Raw genomic sequence first — 18,048 nt, forward strand, 5'->3', positions numbered from 1 at the left:
TCACATTGCGCCCTCCGGGCTATACCTGCTTTATTTCAATAAGTATTCGTTATTCAGTTGTCGTATATCCGGCGAATCTAAAGTGTCAGATTATTTATCGATCTTTCATAACTTAAAAACATATGTCATCGGCATCTGGCATATCTTTCTTTCTGATGTAGTTTTAAAATCTAGTTAGAATTAAACGTAAATCAGACAAATAATATATTACATATTAGCCGTTTCTGAAATTTCTTTCGCGCCCCCGCTAACAGCGGGGGCGCTTTAGTAATGCGCTAAAAGGCTTTGAAAGCTTCTCGCCTACCGAACGCAAACCATTGCGTAAAATAGGAAAATATTCCATTTTCTTAGCGAAACATGACATTGCTTGTTCTTACCAGACGTTCTATTTTTAACGTCGGTTTCAGGAAATTATTTTTTTAAACTTCTACAACGGTTGTAAGATGCTCTGGTTATTTAGAAAGGAAGGCTTGCGTTTCATTGGAAAATTTGCTTTAACAGGAATGCTGATCATTGGGGTAGCCCACGCGCAATCCGACGAGGCAGCAATCGCCTATAAAAAAAGTATAGAGGCCCGTGCGTATAAAATTGTTACACCGTTAGACTTGAAAGATTCTGTAAAATTTTATAAGGTGCGGGATGTAGTTGCCAAACAATATATAGAGCTGAGCGCCATTGATGCGCGGGATGCCGCTGCGGTAAAAACAATTAAGAACGCCGCGAAAGATAAAGCGGCAACAGATGCAGCGCTGGCCGACCAACAGAAAAAACTAACTGCTGAAAAAACACAGCAACATAAGGTTTATTTAACGCAATTATCAAAATACCTCGATGCCGGGCAGATCGATGTCATCAAAAACGGCATGACCTATAATGTATTGCCGCTTACTTACAAAGGGTACCTGGAAATGATCCCCCGGTTAACCACTGAAGAGAAACAATACATTATGAATGCCCTGGTAGAGGCGCGGGAGTTGGCCATAGATGCGGGGTCCTCCGAAAAGAAACATGCCTGGTTTGGAAAATACAAAGGGCGGATCAATAACTATCTGTCTTCACATGGGTATGATGTAAATAAAGAAAGCAAAGCGTGGCAGGAACGTATGAAAACACAACAGGCACATAAATAAACAACAAAAACAAAAAACCAAAAAGCCATATGTTTTACAAAACAATTTTAAAGGTCGCGTGCGTTGTACTGACTATCTGTTGGGGACTACAGGCGCAGGCGCAAACAAAAACGATCTCGGGCCAGACTGTAGACGATTCTACCGGAGAGGTCATTTCCGGTGTTACCATTAAAGTGAAAAATGGTCCGCAAACTGCTGTCTCCAATAGTCAGGGGATTTTTACAATGAATATATCCGCCGCCGGCGCAACCTTACAGTATTCACACATCGGATACGAATACGGTGAGCTGCGGGTAACCCCCGGGGATTCCATCCGGATAAAAATTAAAAGACAGGAGAACAAGCTGGATGAAATAGTGGTAATCGGGTATGGTACCCAAAACAAAAGAAATATTACAGGATCGATAGCCACTATTGACCCCGCAGCGGTTGCGGATAATCCCGTAGCCTCCATTACAGAGGCCTTGCGCGGTCAGATCCCGGGCCTTAATGTGTCGGGGGGGAGTACCCGCCCGGGTACGTTAGCAACCCTTGATATACGGCAACAGTTCAACTGGGGTAAGGATAACGGTAATAACCTCCCCCTGATCGTAATTGACGATGTAATACAGGTTGATCCTCAAACAGGTTTGAACAGCCTGGACCGGTTCAATCAGTTGGATCTGTCTGAAGTTGAAAGTATTACTGTTGTGCGTGATGCCGCAGCGGCCATTTATGGTTCACGAGCCTCTCAGGGCGCCTTGATCGTAAAAACCAAAAGAGGAAAAATAGGCGCTCCGCGGGTGACTTATAATGCAAAATTTGAAACCAACAATGCGGTAAGTCACGCTAAAGTGATGAATGCAAGACAATTTGGCGAGTTCTCCAACCGTTTTGGAAGAGCTGCGGGCTGGAACACAAATAACCTGTATACAGACAATGAATTGGCTTCGATGGATTCTTTAAATTATGACTGGCTGGCTAATGACTGGAGAGCAGCTAATGCCATGCAACACTCTTTAGATCTTAGTGGCGGCGCTGAACGGGCTACTTATTTTACCGGGGTGTCCTATTATACCCAAAGCCCCAACCTGGGCTCACAGGATTTTAAAAGATGGACCTATAGGGGAGGTACCGATGTAAAGTTGTTAAGCGGCTTACGTTTAGGCGTAACAATTGCAGCAGCTAATACCAATCTGGAAAAGTCATTTAGTAAAATAAACTTTAGTGATGGTTTTGCGGTTGGCGGTGAACAAAATGATTATAACGTTTTATTACACATGCCTAAGTATATTCCGTGGTCATATAATATAAATGGGATGGATCAGTATATATCACCACCCCTAAGCTCAAACAGGTTAGGTAGCGCCTCCGGAAACAATTCCTTAAGTAACTATAACTATTATGCCTTAATGAATAATGGGTCCAAGACTACTAATAAGCAGTTTAATTATAATGTTAACTTCTCATTGCAGTATGATGTTCCGTTTATTAAAGGCTTAGCGTTTAAAGTAAACTATGGCTTGTCGCAGGCATCTGGCAACACTGAACAGAATATGTTCCCTATTTTGTTATATCAGAACAAGGACATCACGTCTGCCGGACAGCATTTATTCTCTGAAGTCGATCCTACCCATTGGGCTGCAATAACGAACAAGGCCAATACACGCGTTACCTACGACAACACTACTTCTAAAAATGAACAATCCAACTTTTTTGTTACATATGATAGAAAATTTGGAGAGCATAGCCTTTCCGCAATGGCTTCGGTTGAAAGAGCGACTAATAGTGGGGAAGACAGGTACCAAATATATGACACGCCTAATGCGGATATTTATAATGGTACTTCAATATCTGCGGGAACGCTTAATACATCTAATACGATTACCTATCGTTATGAGGGAGGCTCTTTATCCTACCTGGGCCGTTTGAACTACAGCTTTAAGAACAGGTATTTGTTGCAGTTTGTTTTCAGGTCTGATGCCTCCACTGTTTTTGCTCCTGAGAATTACTGGGGATTTTTCCCGGCACTGTCTGCAGGATGGGTGATGTCTGACGAGAAATTTATCAGAGATAATCTTCCCTGGGTCAATTTTTTAAAGATCCGTGCTAACGTTGGTCATACCGGAAATAATAACATTAAACCCTGGAAGTGGTTACAGGTTTACGGGGCACAAACAGATAAAGGTTTTGGCTTTGGCAGCAATGGCGGAATGTACGTTACAGGCCTGACCCCGGGCGTTACGCCTAACCGGGAGGTTAGATGGGATAATACCCTGCAACGAAACTTTGGACTGGATATGGCTTTTCTGAAGAATCGCCTCTCCGTCACCTTCGATCAGTATTTTAATTCTACCCGCGATATGTTAACCGATATGTCGAAAGCACTTAATTCTCCTATCTCCGTTGGTGGTGCATTTGCCGAGCAAAATTTTGCCGCTGTAAATGCATGGGGAACGGAGCTTTCTGTTAATTGGAAGGACAATATAGGCGACTTCAACTATTCTATTGGTGTTAATACAGGCTTCAGCAATTATAAAACGGTTAAATATTTTGATCAGGCCTTTAACTATCCTTCTATAACAAGTACCGCCAGGGCTATCGGCAATTATGCCTATGCGCCGGTGTGGGGTTTCAGCACATGGAAGCAAACATCAGGCGGGGATGGTATATTACGTACGGATGCCGATATTGATAATTACTGGAACTATCTGACCCAAAATGCTGCGAATTCCGGCATTGCAGGTGCAGCGCCCAATTTTATGGGGATTACCACAAAATCGGCTATGAAAAAGGGAATGTTAGTGTATCAAGATGAGGCTGGGGCATTGGACGCAAACGGTAAAACAATTGCAGGTCCTAATGGTAGCGTTCAGGAAGACGAGGACTATGTTAAATTAAGAAAATCGAACAGAAGCTATGGGCTTACAACTAATATCAGTTTAGGCTGGAGGAACCTGTCGCTCCGTACACAAATAGCTACATCCTGGGGTGGAGACAGGATGCTGGATTATATTAAACAGGGAACTTCAAGCACTAATGCCATGTGGTCTCAGCCGATTTACCTGGTTAATATGTATGACTCTACTACCAATCCAAATGGCAGATATCCTAATCTGTATTATTATGATGCATTTGGGGGAGCAAATTCTGATTTTTTCATGTTGCCAACATTCAGAATGGTTGTCCGGAGTTTAAGTGTTGGGTATGCCTTGCCTGTGGCCTGGGTTAAAAAAGCAGGTATTCAAAATGCAAGGGTTTATCTTTCGGGGAATAACCTTTGGGACCTGTATAATCCTTATCCTAATAAATACCGCAATATGTACGATGATCCAAAGTCAGAGTACCCGACATTGCGAACCTGGGCTTTGGGACTTAGTGTGGGATTTTAAAAATTTAGTTTAAGTTTTTAGCACTCGAATATTATTATGAAATGAGCTGTGCCGGATCTTATACACGTGATAAAAATATATTTAGCAGGACAATACGCTGCATAGTTAATCAGGTGGGCGTGGCGAAATCAAAAAAACAGACAAATGAAAAATAGAATATTATTTCTGCTGGCTTCCGTACTGCTTCTTGTCGCGGCAGGTTGCAATAAAAAATTTTTGGAAGATATGAAGCCCTATAATTCATATGGCGAAGACCAGGTTTTCTCCAATGAAACGCTGGCCGGCTGGTATATTGACAGGGTTTATAATTATTATTTTGTAAATTACAGAAGCCCTTTGCAACAGGTAGTAGGGTCCTATACCACAGACAGGTCGCAAATGACCGAAGAGTTGGGAGGAACCGTCAACAAATACACGGACCCTGGCCGTACCCTGCAGTTGGCAAAAGATGCTGATGGCTATTACGGCACCACTACATCCAGCATTAATAATAACCCTTATACACGTATCCGTTTTTGCAATGATATCATTGCAAAAATGGATCAGCCGGTTACGGGTAATTTATCAGCAACCTTTCGCCAAAGAGCAAAAGGCCAGATGTTCTTTTTAAGGGCCTTGCAATACTTTGACCTGGTAAGGGTGTATGGTGGTGTACCGATTGTATTAACGGTTCAAAATGCCAGTACCAGCGATCCATCTATACAAATACCCCGTTCTAAATCATCAGAATGCTTTGTACAGATTGTAAAAGACCTGGATTCTGCGGCAGCTTTGCTGCCCATGAAATGGGAGGTGCCGGCTACAGATTATGGCAGGCTGACTGCTGCGGGAGCCCTGGCAATGAAAAGCCGGGTATTGCTGACAGCAGCAAGCCCTTTATTTAATAAGGATTGGGATAATACCGGCAGCGATAAATGGCAGGCAGCTTTGCAGGCTGGGTTAGATGCTGAAACCAAGCTGACGGCGGCTGGCTACGGTTTGTACGGCTCAACCGCCAAAGACTGGGCACAAATGACGTATGCACAAACGGCTGCATTTAATAAAGAAGCTTTGATGGTATTCCTGTTTAGTACCAGTCAGATCTCATCCTCCGGATATAATAATGGCTGGGAGAATTCAGTAAGACCTACCGACTACAAAGGCTCGGGCAATGGTATTTCGGCCACCAAGGAAATGCTGGATTTATTCCCGCTTGCCAATGGGCTGCGCCCCACAGCGGCTAATGGCTACGTGGATACGTTTTTCTTCGCAAACAGGGATCCCCGTTTCTACCGGACCTTCGCTTTCTCTGGTTCTAAGTGGGGTATTAAAACAAATGCCAATAAATCTACCTGGTTTTACAGATGGAAACCAAGTGCAACCGGATCACCTGCCTATTATGGAAATAATCAGACCAGCAGCCCTGCAGTAGTGTATAAAATGTCGAACCCCGCCGCCGACAGCACCGGGTATACCTACTCCAATACCAGCATATTTGAATACCGGTATGCTGAACTTTTACTGAATATAGCTGAATGCTATGCTGCTAAAGGAGATGTTGGCAATGCCCTCACTTATCTGGGAAAGATACGGGCACGGGTAGGAATACCTTCGGCGAATAATTACGGTATTGGAACACCGGCCGATAAGTATGCTGCTATTGAAGCCTGTCTTTATGAACGCCGGATAGAACTGGCTTATGAAGGTAAGCGCTTCTGGGATGTACAGCGCTGGATGTTATATGATAATACCGATAATAGTGGTAACTCTGTAACAAAATTGGGACTTAAGCCCATAAACGGCACATCACGTAATGGCTACTACTGGCAAGCAAAAACTTATGTTGCCAAGGATCCGCTATCCGCTACCGACAGAAATATATTAATAGATCCGGATGCCTCAAATTTTAGTACCCAAATAGAAAACCTAAAGGCAGTTTATAATAAATGGTTTGTTATGACGCCATTAGATAAACCTATGGACCAGGTAAATAATACACCAGTGACTATATTATTCCGTCCAAACTATTATTTGTCGGGTCTTGGTACATCGCCATTGAGCAGTAACCCCTGGTTGCAGCAAACCATTGGATGGCAGGATTATTCCGGAGGCGCGGGTAATTTTGATTATCAACAATAATGAACAATATAATAAACTAATACTACTGGCTGATTAATTTAAATGTTTAATAAAAAAACGAACAACGTTAAAGATGGATTTTAAAAAAAGTGTACTGGCCGTTATTAGTATGGGTTTATTTTTTACATCCAATGCCCAATATCCCCAGGTATCAAAAGAAGACCAGGAGAAGGCAAAGGCGTTAATGGATGCTGCGGAAAAACATTCAGACAGTATGTGGGCCATTGCCTACCCCATTATAAAAAAAGAAGCAACAGAAGGCAGACCCTATATTCCCTGGGCTTCCCGGTATGATGAATTGCCCCATGCGGATATTCCTGCTTTTCCCGGAGCGGAAGGGGGTGGAAAAGTGGCCCGCGGCGGACGCGGCGGACGGGTGATTGTGGTAACCAACCTTAATGACGACGGGCCGGGAAGCTTTCGCTGGGCCTGTGAGCAAGGCGGAGCCCGGATCGTCGTGTTTAACGTGGCCGGCATTATCCGCCTGAAATCTCCTGTTATGGTGCGTGCTCCCTATATCACCATAGAAGGGCAAAGCGCGCCGGGCGATGGTATTTGCATTGCGGGTGAAACCGTGTGGCTCAACACCCATGATGTGATCATCCGCTATATGCGCTTTCGCCGGGGCGAAACCTGGGTGGGACGCAGGGATGACGCTATCGGTGGCAACCCGATCGGAAATATTATGATCGACCACGTATCGGCCACCTGGGGGCTGGATGAGAATATGAGCATGTACCGCCATATGTATAACGACAGTACCGGGAAAATTGAAGATAAGTTTGGGACCGTAAATATCACCATCCAGAACTCCATTTTCGCAGAATCCCTGGATACCTGGAACCATGCTTTTGGCAGCACCCTGGGCGGCGAAAATTGCAGCTTTATGCGGAACCTCTGGGCGGATAATACCGGGCGTAATCCTTCTGTAGGTTGGAATGGTATTTTTAATTTTGCAAACAACGTAGTGTTCAACTGGGTGCACCGCTCCATTGATGGCGGTGATTACCGGGCCCAGTTCAATATCATCAATAATTATTTTCAGCCGGGGCCGGCAACGCCTAAGAACAGTAATGTAGGGCACCGGATCCTGAAACCTGAAAGCGGCCGCAGTAAATTAAAATACCATGTATATGGCCGCGCTTATGTAAATGGTAACGTTATGCAGGGTTATCCTGAAATCACAAAAGATAACTGGAATGGCGGCGTACAGGTAGAAGAGGAGAAAGATGCGGGTGAATACACGCCTTATATAAAGCAGTCAAAGCCGCTTATAATGCCGCAACTGACCCTGGTGGATGCACAAACTGCCAGAAGCTTTGTATTGGCAAATGCCGGTGCTACTTTACCAAGGAGAGATGCTGTGGATACGCGTATTGTAAAACAGGTGGAAACCGGGAAGATCAATAATGTACCGTCCTGCCCGCTGCCAAAAACGCAATTTGTACACCGGCGGCTGCCCATTGATTCCTACAAAATCGGCATCATTACTGATCCCTGCCAGACAGGGGGCTACCCCGAGTATAAGGGAACACCTTATAAGGACTCCGATAATGATGGGATGCCGGACGATTATGAAAAGAAAAACGGGCTGAAGCCTAACGATGCATCCGACGCTGCTGCAATAGCAAAGAACGGGTACAGCAATATTGAAAATTATTTGAATAGTTTGGTGAACGTAAAGAATGTTGTGCCGGCAAAATAGATTAAAGCGCCGTCATTTCGACGAAGGTTTCTGAAAGAAACCGAGGAGAAATCTCGTTGTCGAAGCACGGGATCCCTCACTTCGTTCGGGATGACGGCGGGGAATAATGATGGGTGATTGGTACACCATCGCAGATTACATAAATAAAAATAAATAATGAACAGGAATTGGTTATACATGATTGGCTTTACAGGGATGCTGTTTTTTCAAAAGCAGGCAGCGGCTCAATATCCGGTGATCCCGAAATCAGTGGAAGATTCAGAGGCGGCTGTTATGGCCAGATACCAGAAGCTTTCTGATCAGGCATGGGCCAAAGCGCTCCCGGTTGTTGAGGGGGGAGAGAAAGCCGGCAAACCCTACAGGCCCTGGGCCTCAAAATCGTCCGACCTTTTAAAAGCGGCGATCCCGGCCTTCCCGGGTGCACAGGGTGGCGGCGCCTATACTTCCGGCGGGCGTGGCGGAAAAGTGTTTGTGGTTACTAATCTTAATGACGACGGACCGGGAAGTTTTCGCTGGGCCTGTGAACAGGGTGGCCCCCGCATTATTGTTTTTAACGTGGCAGGCATCATTCATTTAAGCCGCCCGCTCAACATACGGGCGCCCTATATAACCATAATGGGACAAAGCGCGCCGGGCGATGGGATCTGTATCGCAGGAGAATCCGTATTGATCGATACGCATGATGTGATCATCCGCTTTATGCGTTTCAGAAGAGGACAAACGGAAGTTACCAGAAGAGATGATGGGTTGGGCGGTAACGCTGTCGGCAATATTATGATCGATCATGTTTCTGCCAGTTGGGGATTGGATGAGAATATGAGCATCTATCGCCATGTATATGAACGGCAATCCAATGGAAAGGGCGAAAAATTACCAACGGTAAATGTAACCATACAAAACTCCATTTTTTCAGAAGCGCTGGATACCTGGAATCATGCTTTTGGCAGCACCATTGGCGGCAGGAACAGTACTTTTATGCGTAACCTCTGGGCAAATAACGTGGCCAGAAACCCTTCAGTAGGGATGGACGGTGATTTTGGGTTTGCCAATAATGTGATCTTTAACTGGTGGAACCGGAGCGCTGATGGCGGTGATGATAAATCGCTTTTTAATTTTATCAACAACTATTACAAGCCGGGGCCGATCACTCCAAAGAATCAGCCCATTGCTTATCGTATTTTAAAACCCGAATCCAGCCGGTCGAGAAAAGATACCCTGATCTTCGGAAAAGCGTATGTGAACGGAAATATTGTAGAGGGAAATGAAAAAGTTACGAAAGACAACTGGGCCGGAGGGGTGCAGTTGGAAGATAAGGCGGATGTTGCTGCGGCGCTGAGCCGGATCAGAGTGGACAAGCCCTTTCCGATGGCGACCTTCCCCATATTGAAAGCAACACAGGCATACGATTATGTATTAAAAAATGCGGGCGCGATATTGCCTGTACGGGATGCAGTGGATCAGCGGGTAGTGGAAGATGTACGAACCGGTAAGATCACGTATAGCAAAGATGCAAAGCCGGCCCCCGTATCCAAATACCTGAAGCGCAGGCTGCCGCTGGATTCTTATAAGGACGGGATCATTTCCGATATCCAACAGGTGGGCGGTTACCCGGCTTATAAGGGTACGCCTTACAAAGATTCCGATAATGACGGAATGCCGGATGAATATGAAAAGAAAAATGGTCTGAATCCCCGGAACGCTTCAGATGCCCCGGCCCTTGCGGCAAATGGGTATAGTAATGTTGAAAACTACCTGAACGGTTTAGTGAATCTTAACACAGTAACACCCCGGTAATCCGGGGTTTCTTTATTCGGAAGCATTTTTTCTGTGCTTCAGTTTTTTAGTGGCCGGCTTTTCACCATGGCGGCACTAAAAACCACGGGGAAAATATTATATTGATTAAAAGTATTATTTTGAAAGCAACACTTCTTTTAATAATTGCATTAGCTATTGGGTTGACTGCTCCGGCACAAAAGCCAAAGCCGCCCAAACCAATATTGCCGGTTACGGCAGAAAAGGGAAAGCTGGTATACACGGCGGATTCCGTTACAGGCGATCGTATTCCCGATTACTCTTATTGCGGATATAAAGCTTCGGATACCCCCATTCCCTTTGTTCCGGTAAAAGCGGTTGTACCGGTTACGCAAGGCGATGCTACTGCTCTTATACAATCGGCCATTGATTATGTGTCTGCACTAACACCGGATAAGAATGGCTTTCGCGGAGCCGTATTGTTACAAAAAGGGGGCTACAGCGTATCGGGGCAGTTAGTTATAAAGCAGTCTGGAGTAGTGTTGCGGGGCGCCGGGGCAGCAGGGCAAACAACGCTTTTTGGTAAAGGCGCCGGCAGGGAAGCGCTGATCCGTGTGTTTGGAACGGATGACCGGGTAAGAAAAAAGGAAATAGATATTGCCCAGGATTATGTGCCGGTAAATGCCCATTCCTTTTCTGTAGCGGATGCCGGCACTCTTAAGGCCGGAGACGATATCACCATAAAGCGGCCTTCAACATCTGAATGGATCGACCTGCTGGGGGTGCGGAGCTTTGGCGGCGGGCTTTCGGCATTGGGTTGGAAGCCAGGTGAAGTGGACCTGAACTTTGAAAGAAGCATAACAGCGGTTGCAGGAAATAAAATAACGATTGATGCGCCGCTTACCAATTCCTTTGATAAAAAATATGGCGGCGGTACCGTGGCGGCTTTTACCTGGCCGGGGCGGATCAACACTGTTGGCATTGAAAATATTACGCTGGTATCGGATTTTGACAAACACTATCCGAAGGATGAAGACCACCGGTGGATGGCCATCACCATGGAGAATGTCCGGGACGCCTGGGTGCGCCAGGTTTCGTTTAAACATTTTGCCGGCTCCGCCGTATACCTCCTGGAAACGGCAAGCCGGGTAACCGTTGAAGATTGTATTTCCGAAGAACCGGTCTCCGAGATCGGCGGACAGAGAAGGTATACCTTTTTTACAAGAGGACAGCAAACCCTGTTCCAGCGCTGCTATGCAATTAATGGTTATCATGATTTTTCCGTTGGCCATACAGCCGCCGGTCCCAATGCTTTTGTGCAATGTTATTCGGAGCGTCCCTATAATTTTTCCGGTACCATTGATCGCTGGGCCTCGGGGGTCCTGTTTGATGTGGTAGTGATAGACGGCGATGCGATACGTTTTGGGAACAGGGGCCAGGACGGCCAGGGCGCCGGCTGGTCGGCTGCCAACAGTTTACTCTGGAACTGTAGTGCAGCGCGCATTGATTGTTATAAGCCGCCTACGGCGCAAAACTGGGCCCTGGGTTCCTGGAGCCAGTTTGCGGGCGATGGGTACTGGGGAGAATCGAACAATACGCTTACTCCCCGCAGTTTTTATTATACCCAATTGCGGGAACGGTTGGGCAAGCCTTCCCCGCAGCAATCATTTATCCTGGACGTGGAATCAGAGGCCTCCAGCAGCCCGTCGGTTGCGGTGGCGCAGCAATTAACAAAAGAAGCGTCAAAACCAAAAATGCAGCTAGTGGAGTGGATCCGGCAGGCTGCTGCACATAACACGATCAGTACAGAAGCAAAGGGAGCAAAAATTATAACAAAAACCGCTAAAGACGGAGAACGGGTACATGCGCCAGCCGCATCAATGCAACTTCAGAACGGGTGGCTGGTTGACGGAGCCGGGAAAGTGCTGACCGGGGGGGTGCAGGAAGTGCCCTGGTGGAACGGCGGCGTGGAGGCCAAAGACCTGGAGCAGGCCAAACGCAAAATGGCGATCACCCGCTTTGTGCCGGGACGCATAGGGCCCGGGCTTACCGATAACCTGCAGGATGTGGTGGATTCAATGAAGGCAAATAATATTATAGCCCTGAACCAGCACTATGCCTTATGGTATGAAAGACGGCGGGATGACCACGAGCGCATCAGGAGAATGGATGGTGAGGTATGGCCGCCTTTTTATGAGCTTCCTTTTAAGCGGACGGGAATAGATACAGCATGGGATGGGCTGAGCAAATATGATTTGACCCAATACAATCAATGGTTCTGGACCCGTATGCAGCAATTTGCTGCCTTAGCCGGGCAGGAGGGAAGAGTTTTGCTGTATCAGAATTATTTCCAGCATAATATTATAGAAGCCGGGGCGCACTATGCAGACTTTCCCTGGCGTACGGCCAACAATATTAATCACACCGGCTTTAATGAACCGGTAAATTTTGCGGGGGATAAGCGCATTTTTTATGCAGAACAGTTTTATGATGTACAGCAGCCGGAGCGCCGGAAGCTGCATCAGCAGTACATCTGGAAATGCCTGGATAATTTTAAAAATAACAGCAACGTTATACAATTTACGGCAGAAGAGTTTACAGGGCCCCTGCATTTTGTACAATTCTGGCTGCAGACCATTGCTGATTGGGAACAAAAAAATAAGAAAGAATACATTGGACTGAGCACTACTAAGGATGTACAGGATGCGGTATTAAAGGATCCGAAGTACGCGGCTATAGTAAACGTTATTGATATTAAATACTGGCATTACCAGGCAGACGGATCTGCCTATGCTCCGGAAGGAGGCAGGAACCTGGCGCCCCGCCAGTGGGCACGTTTATTAAAACCCAAGGCCAGTTCTTTTGAACAGGTGTACCGTGCGGTGCAGGAGTATCGCCTCCGGTACCCGGGCAAAGCCGTAATGTATTCTGCGGATGGCGCCGATAAACTGGGCTGGGCTGTTTTTATGGCGGGAGGTTCTCTTGCGCTGTTGCCGGAAGGAACGGATAAGAACTTTTTGACGGCGGCTACGGAAATGACACCGGTGGCCGCAAATGAGCGCGGGCATTATGTACTGCAGGGCAATAAAGGAATGATTGTATATAATAACACGCCGGGTAAAAGTCTGGTCAGCGCTCCGTTACTGCAGGGAAAAGTAAAAGTGCATTATATCAGTGCTAAAACCGGAAAGCTGCTAAAAACAGAACCGGTGACCGTTGAAAATAATAGGCTCTCGCTAACCTTCCCTGATGATTCGGGCATTGCATGGATTAGTCAATAAGGCATCAATGTTGTTTTTAATCTATAAAAATACCTGAAGGGGCCTCAATGTGAATAACCTCTAACCGCGGTCGGAGCTCAATAGAACGTAGGTTAAGGCCGGCCAAAAAGCCAGGAGCCAATGATTGGCCGGGAAATCGAAAAGGTCGTATTTTTCAATTGGTATAATTTACCGTCTTGCCGCCTTACCGGCAAAGTAAATGAATGAAAAGTTGGAAAAGTCAAAAAGACTTTTTAAATTTGAAAACGTTTACATTTTAACGAATGCTTTTTAATGGCCGCTAATATCAAGTCAGGTTTAAAAGAAGTGGCGCGTAGCGCAGGCGTTTCTATCGCAACGGTTTCCCGGGTGATTAACGGGGAAACGGTTGTAAAGGAAGCAACCCGCCTTGCGGTGAACAGCGCCATCAAAAAACTGGGCTACCGGCCGAACCGGGCTGCGCAACGACTCCGCAGTACACACCGGTCCCGGAAGCTCATTGGCCTGCTGATACCGGATATTCAGAACCCTTATTATATCGATATTATCAGCGGGATCGAGTCCTATGCATCGGCCCATGGGGCCACCATTATTATCGGAAACTTTTCCCAGGATGCCCAAAGAGAAAGGATCTATATAGATACTTTAAGAAGTGAATCGGTGGACGGCTGCATCGTGGCAACCACACCCCGCACAGAAAAATATGTTGAAGGCCTGATCCGGGATGGGTTTCCCGTTGTCTGTATCGATCGCGGGTTAAAAAATCTCAAAAGCGATGTAGTCAAATCTGATAATGAAACGGGCGCTTTTGCCGCAACCGAGCATCTTATTAAACTGGGACATAAGCGGATTGCCCATATTGCCGGGGACCTGCAGATCCCTACTTCGCATGAGCGCATTGCAGGATATAAGGCCGCGCATCAGCAATATAAATTGCGGGTAGATGAAGGGCTGATCATCAGCAAACATTCCAATTACGAAAGCGGCGTGGAACTGGCGCTCCAGGTATTAAAAATGAAAAAAAGACCCACCGCCATTTTTACGGGGAACAATCTCCTTACACTTGGGGTGCTGGAGGTATTGCATGGCCATGCCATTAAAATACCGCAAGAGATTGCAATGGTAGGTTTTGATGACGTGTATTGGGCCAATTCCTTAAACCCCGCCGTTACTGCTGTTAAACAGTTCGGATATGAAATTGGCCACCAGGCCATTGAATTATTGTTTAAAAGAATTGAGGAGCCACAGCGTCCGCCGGTGAGTCATATTGTAAATACACAGTTAATGGTTCGCAAATCCTGCGGAACGGGAAGTTGATTTTTTTTTGAAATAAAATGTAAACGTTTTCATAGTAACTGCCAGTCTGTAAAACTGGTATCCTGATCGTTCGGAATAGAAAGAGCGATTGTCATCATAAAGTATTTAGAAAAGGTCTGGGTCGGTTATCCCTGATAATGAACCCAAAAAGGCCAATTGCCATAATAGTATAAAAATAACAAGCACATGAATCCAAAACTCATTTTCAGACTTGCTTTACTTGCAGTGTTTTGTACCTGGTGCACAACTGCCGTTTATGCGCAAACACGCGTTATTAACGGTACTGTCACAGATAAAGCTACCGGGCTGCCACTAGCAAATGCAACAGTCGTGATCAAAGGGACCAACCGCGCCCTGCTGGTAGGGGCGGATGGAAGTTTTACCATCAACGAAGCACGGCCCGGAATGGTCGTGACGGTCAGCTATTCAGGGTATGCTTCGCAGGACGTTACCATAAAAGATCAGACCGAACTCTCTATCGCGTTAAGCAGTGTTGCCAGTAACCTCGACGATGTGGTGGTGATCGGCTACGGGACAGTAAAAAAACGCGACCTGACGGGTGCCGTGGTGTCGGTAAAAAGCGCGGAGATTACTGCCCGGCCCGGCCCCAATCCCATGGAGTCATTGCAGGGAAGGGTAGCGGGTCTGGATATCACCCGCTCCTCAGGTCAGGCCGGAGCGGGAGTGAACATGCAGTTGCGGGGTAACCGGTCCTTTACCGCCAGTGGTACCCCCCTGTTTATAATCGATGGCTTACCGGGCGACTATGCTACCTTAAACTCCTATGATATTGAATCCATAGAAATATTGAAAGATGCCTCATCAACTGCGGTGTATGGTTCTGCCGGATCAAATGGGGTGATTATCATCACAACAAAAAAAGGTAAGGCCGGAAAAATAAATGTTGATTTCAATACCTATTATGGTTATAATGGCTGGTCGGTTACACCAAAAATGCGTACGGGCGATGCCTATCTGCAAACCAAACGGGATGCTTATAAATATGTATGGGATGCAACTAATAACAAGTGGACCACCACCGGGGCGCTCTGGCAATCGCCGGCAGATGATGAAAAGATCTTTGGCACCGACCGGTATGCTATTTTTAAGACGGGCAATTTTGTAAACTGGGCGGATGAATTTCTGCAAAAAAATGCAGCCACTCAAAATTATAGCTTGAGCGTTTCCGGAGGAACGGAGAAAACCAAAGCTTACGCTTCTTTTAACTATACGGATGAAAAAGGCCAGTACAGGGGCGATGAATATAAGCTCTTCTCCACAAGCATGCGGATCGATCATAAGGTAAGAGACTGGATCACGATCGGAAGCACGGTTCAGGCGTCTTATGTAGACAGGGATAAAGCCCAGGACAAACTGGAAAACGCCCTGGTAACCGATCCTCTTGTAAAACCTTACAATGACGACGGTACCTTAAATACAAACCTTGGGAATAACGTATACAATCTTTTACTCAACTATCAACCGGGGGTATATGCCAACGTGGACAACAACCTGAAGCTTTTTGTAAATCCCTACCTGGAGATCAGGCCCATAAAAGGCTTAAGCTTTATCTCTCGTGTGGGTACCTGGCTTACGTATTCCAATAACTACCAGTTCGACGGTATTGGTTCGGTAAATTATACCTACGGGAATGCCGGCATCGCTAAGGCACAGATTACCCAGAACCGGTCATTGGGCTATCAATGGGAAAATATCCTGACTTATAATTTCAAAGTAGCAAACGATCATGATTTTACCCTTACCGGAGTAAGCTCCTGGTATGATAACAAAAACACGTTTACTATAATGAATCAGAGTAATATACTGTCCAATAATTTTAAGTGGTACAATTTCAGAGGCGATGTCAATACAACATCCTGGTCTTCTTACAATATGTCAAAAACCCTTGGTTTTGTTGGCCGTATCAATTATTCTTATTTAGGAAAATATCTTTTATCAGCTTCCGTTCGTCGCGACGGGGCTTCAGCTTTGTATGTAACCAATCAGTGGGATAATTTTCCTGCAGCGGCTGCGGGCTGGAGGATCTCCGAAGAGCCGTTTATGGAAGGTACGAAGGATTGGCTGGACAATCTTAAATTACGGGTAGGCTGGGGCGTTACGGGAACGGCTAAGATCGATGCATATAGTTCTGTCAATACCCTTGAGAGCAGCAATATGTCATTAGGCGGTGTAGCGCAACCCATTTATCGCAGTTCACCATTTATTACCAACCCTAATTTAGGATGGGAAAAATCGTACAACACCAATATTGGTGTGGATGCTACGCTTTTGAAGAATCGTATTGATCTGGCACTGGATCTTTATAACACAAAAACCAACGGCGTTATCTGGAATGTTCCTTCTCCCATAATCTACGGAACGTATAAGCCCGGTACCCAATACCAGACCTATCTTAATATATGCCAGACCCTGAACCAAGGCCTGGAGCTGTCCGTGAATACCCGGAACATCGTTAAAAAGAATTTTGAATGGACCTCTTCTGCAGCATTTGCCTATAATAAAGAAAAAATCCTTAAGCTGATCGGTGGCGTTGCCAATAACATCACCAATGATGTATACGCCCTTACAATTGGCCAGCCGGTGAATTCCTTCCGGAATTATAAGCTGGATGGCGTTTGGCAGATAGGAGAAGAAAGCGATGCCGCCGTGTTTGGAAAGCGCCCGGGCGATCTCAAAGTAGACGTTCCCGGCATGACGCGCCTGGATAATGGAGTATACATGAAAACGGCTGCTGATGGCACAAAAAACTATTACTATACTGATCTTACAGCGGCGCAGCAATACAGTTCCGGTCTTACCGCCGCCAGCTCAAAGTATACTTACAGTGCCAATGATTACCAGGTGCTGGGCCACAACTCGCCAGATTGGTCGCTTGGGTTTCAAAACGGGTTCAAATACAAGAATATTGATCTGACCGTGTATGCTTATTTCCGCTGGGGACAGATGATCAACTACAATATGCTCGGATGGTATCAACCCAATGGCTTTGCCACCAATGCAAGCCCTTCAAGAACCATTCCGGAATATTTTAACTACTGGACACCGGAAAATCCATCCAATGATTTCCCGGTTATGAATTATTTATCGACGAGTTCTACGATGACAGGTTTTTCAGGCCTCACTTATGTTGATGGTTCTTTCTTTAAAATTAAGAACATCACCGTGGGGTATACCCTGCCGGCAAATCTGGTGAAAAAATTCGCGCTTCAGAAGTTTCGTTTATATGGCACGATCACCAATCCGCTGGTCCTGGCAAAAAGCCCTTTATTGAAGCAATATGACCCTGAAATGAACGGGGCGCTCAGCTATCCGCTGACTAAGCAGGTGGTAGTAGGATTGAACGTGACATTTTAATCGTTGAATTATTAAAAAAA

Annotated in this window: 8 protein-coding genes; all 8 read left to right on the plus strand. The window is 46.0% G+C overall.

Annotated elements, in window-relative coordinates:
• The first annotated feature begins 443 nt into the window (after nt 1–443).
• Nucleotides 444–1,130 (plus strand): DUF3826 domain-containing protein, encoded by a 687-nt coding sequence (locus NIASO_RS18585; protein WP_008588554.1) that lies wholly within the window; start codon nt 444–446, stop codon nt 1,128–1,130.
• Between the two features lie 29 nt (nt 1,131–1,159).
• Complete coding sequence (locus NIASO_RS18590; RefSeq protein ID WP_008588555.1) at nt 1,160–4,501, plus strand: SusC/RagA family TonB-linked outer membrane protein; 3,342 nt, start codon at nt 1,160–1,162, stop codon at nt 4,499–4,501.
• Nucleotides 4,502–4,645: 144 nt separating this feature from the next.
• On the plus strand, nt 4,646–6,619 hold the full coding sequence (locus NIASO_RS18595) for a RagB/SusD family nutrient uptake outer membrane protein (RefSeq protein WP_008588556.1): 1,974 nt from the start codon (nt 4,646–4,648) through the stop codon (nt 6,617–6,619).
• Between the two features lie 73 nt (nt 6,620–6,692).
• Nucleotides 6,693–8,324 carry a pectate lyase family protein gene (locus NIASO_RS18600; protein WP_008588557.1) on the plus strand — a complete coding sequence of 544 codons (1,632 nt, stop codon included), beginning with the start codon at nt 6,693–6,695 and terminating at the stop codon, nt 8,322–8,324.
• 156 nt (nt 8,325–8,480) lie between these two features.
• Nucleotides 8,481–10,118 carry a pectate lyase family protein gene (locus tag NIASO_RS18605; RefSeq protein WP_008588558.1) on the plus strand — a complete coding sequence of 546 codons (1,638 nt, stop codon included), beginning with the start codon at nt 8,481–8,483 and terminating at the stop codon, nt 10,116–10,118.
• Between the two features lie 119 nt (nt 10,119–10,237).
• Nucleotides 10,238–13,357, plus strand: a complete 3,120-nt coding sequence (locus NIASO_RS18610) for a DUF6298 domain-containing protein (protein WP_008588559.1) — start codon at nt 10,238–10,240, stop codon at nt 13,355–13,357.
• A gap of 273 nt (nt 13,358–13,630) precedes the next feature.
• A complete protein-coding gene (locus NIASO_RS18615) occupies nt 13,631–14,653 on the plus strand; it encodes a LacI family DNA-binding transcriptional regulator (RefSeq protein WP_008588560.1) in 1,023 nt (340 codons plus the stop codon).
• Between the two features lie 186 nt (nt 14,654–14,839).
• Nucleotides 14,840–18,028 (plus strand): SusC/RagA family TonB-linked outer membrane protein, encoded by a 3,189-nt coding sequence (locus NIASO_RS18620; RefSeq protein ID WP_008588561.1) that lies wholly within the window; start codon nt 14,840–14,842, stop codon nt 18,026–18,028.
• The last annotated feature ends 20 nt before the right edge of the window (nt 18,029–18,048 follow it).

The sequence above is a fragment of the Niabella soli DSM 19437 genome (genome assembly GCF_000243115.2).
In the GTDB taxonomy this organism is placed as follows: domain Bacteria; phylum Bacteroidota; class Bacteroidia; order Chitinophagales; family Chitinophagaceae; genus Niabella; species Niabella soli.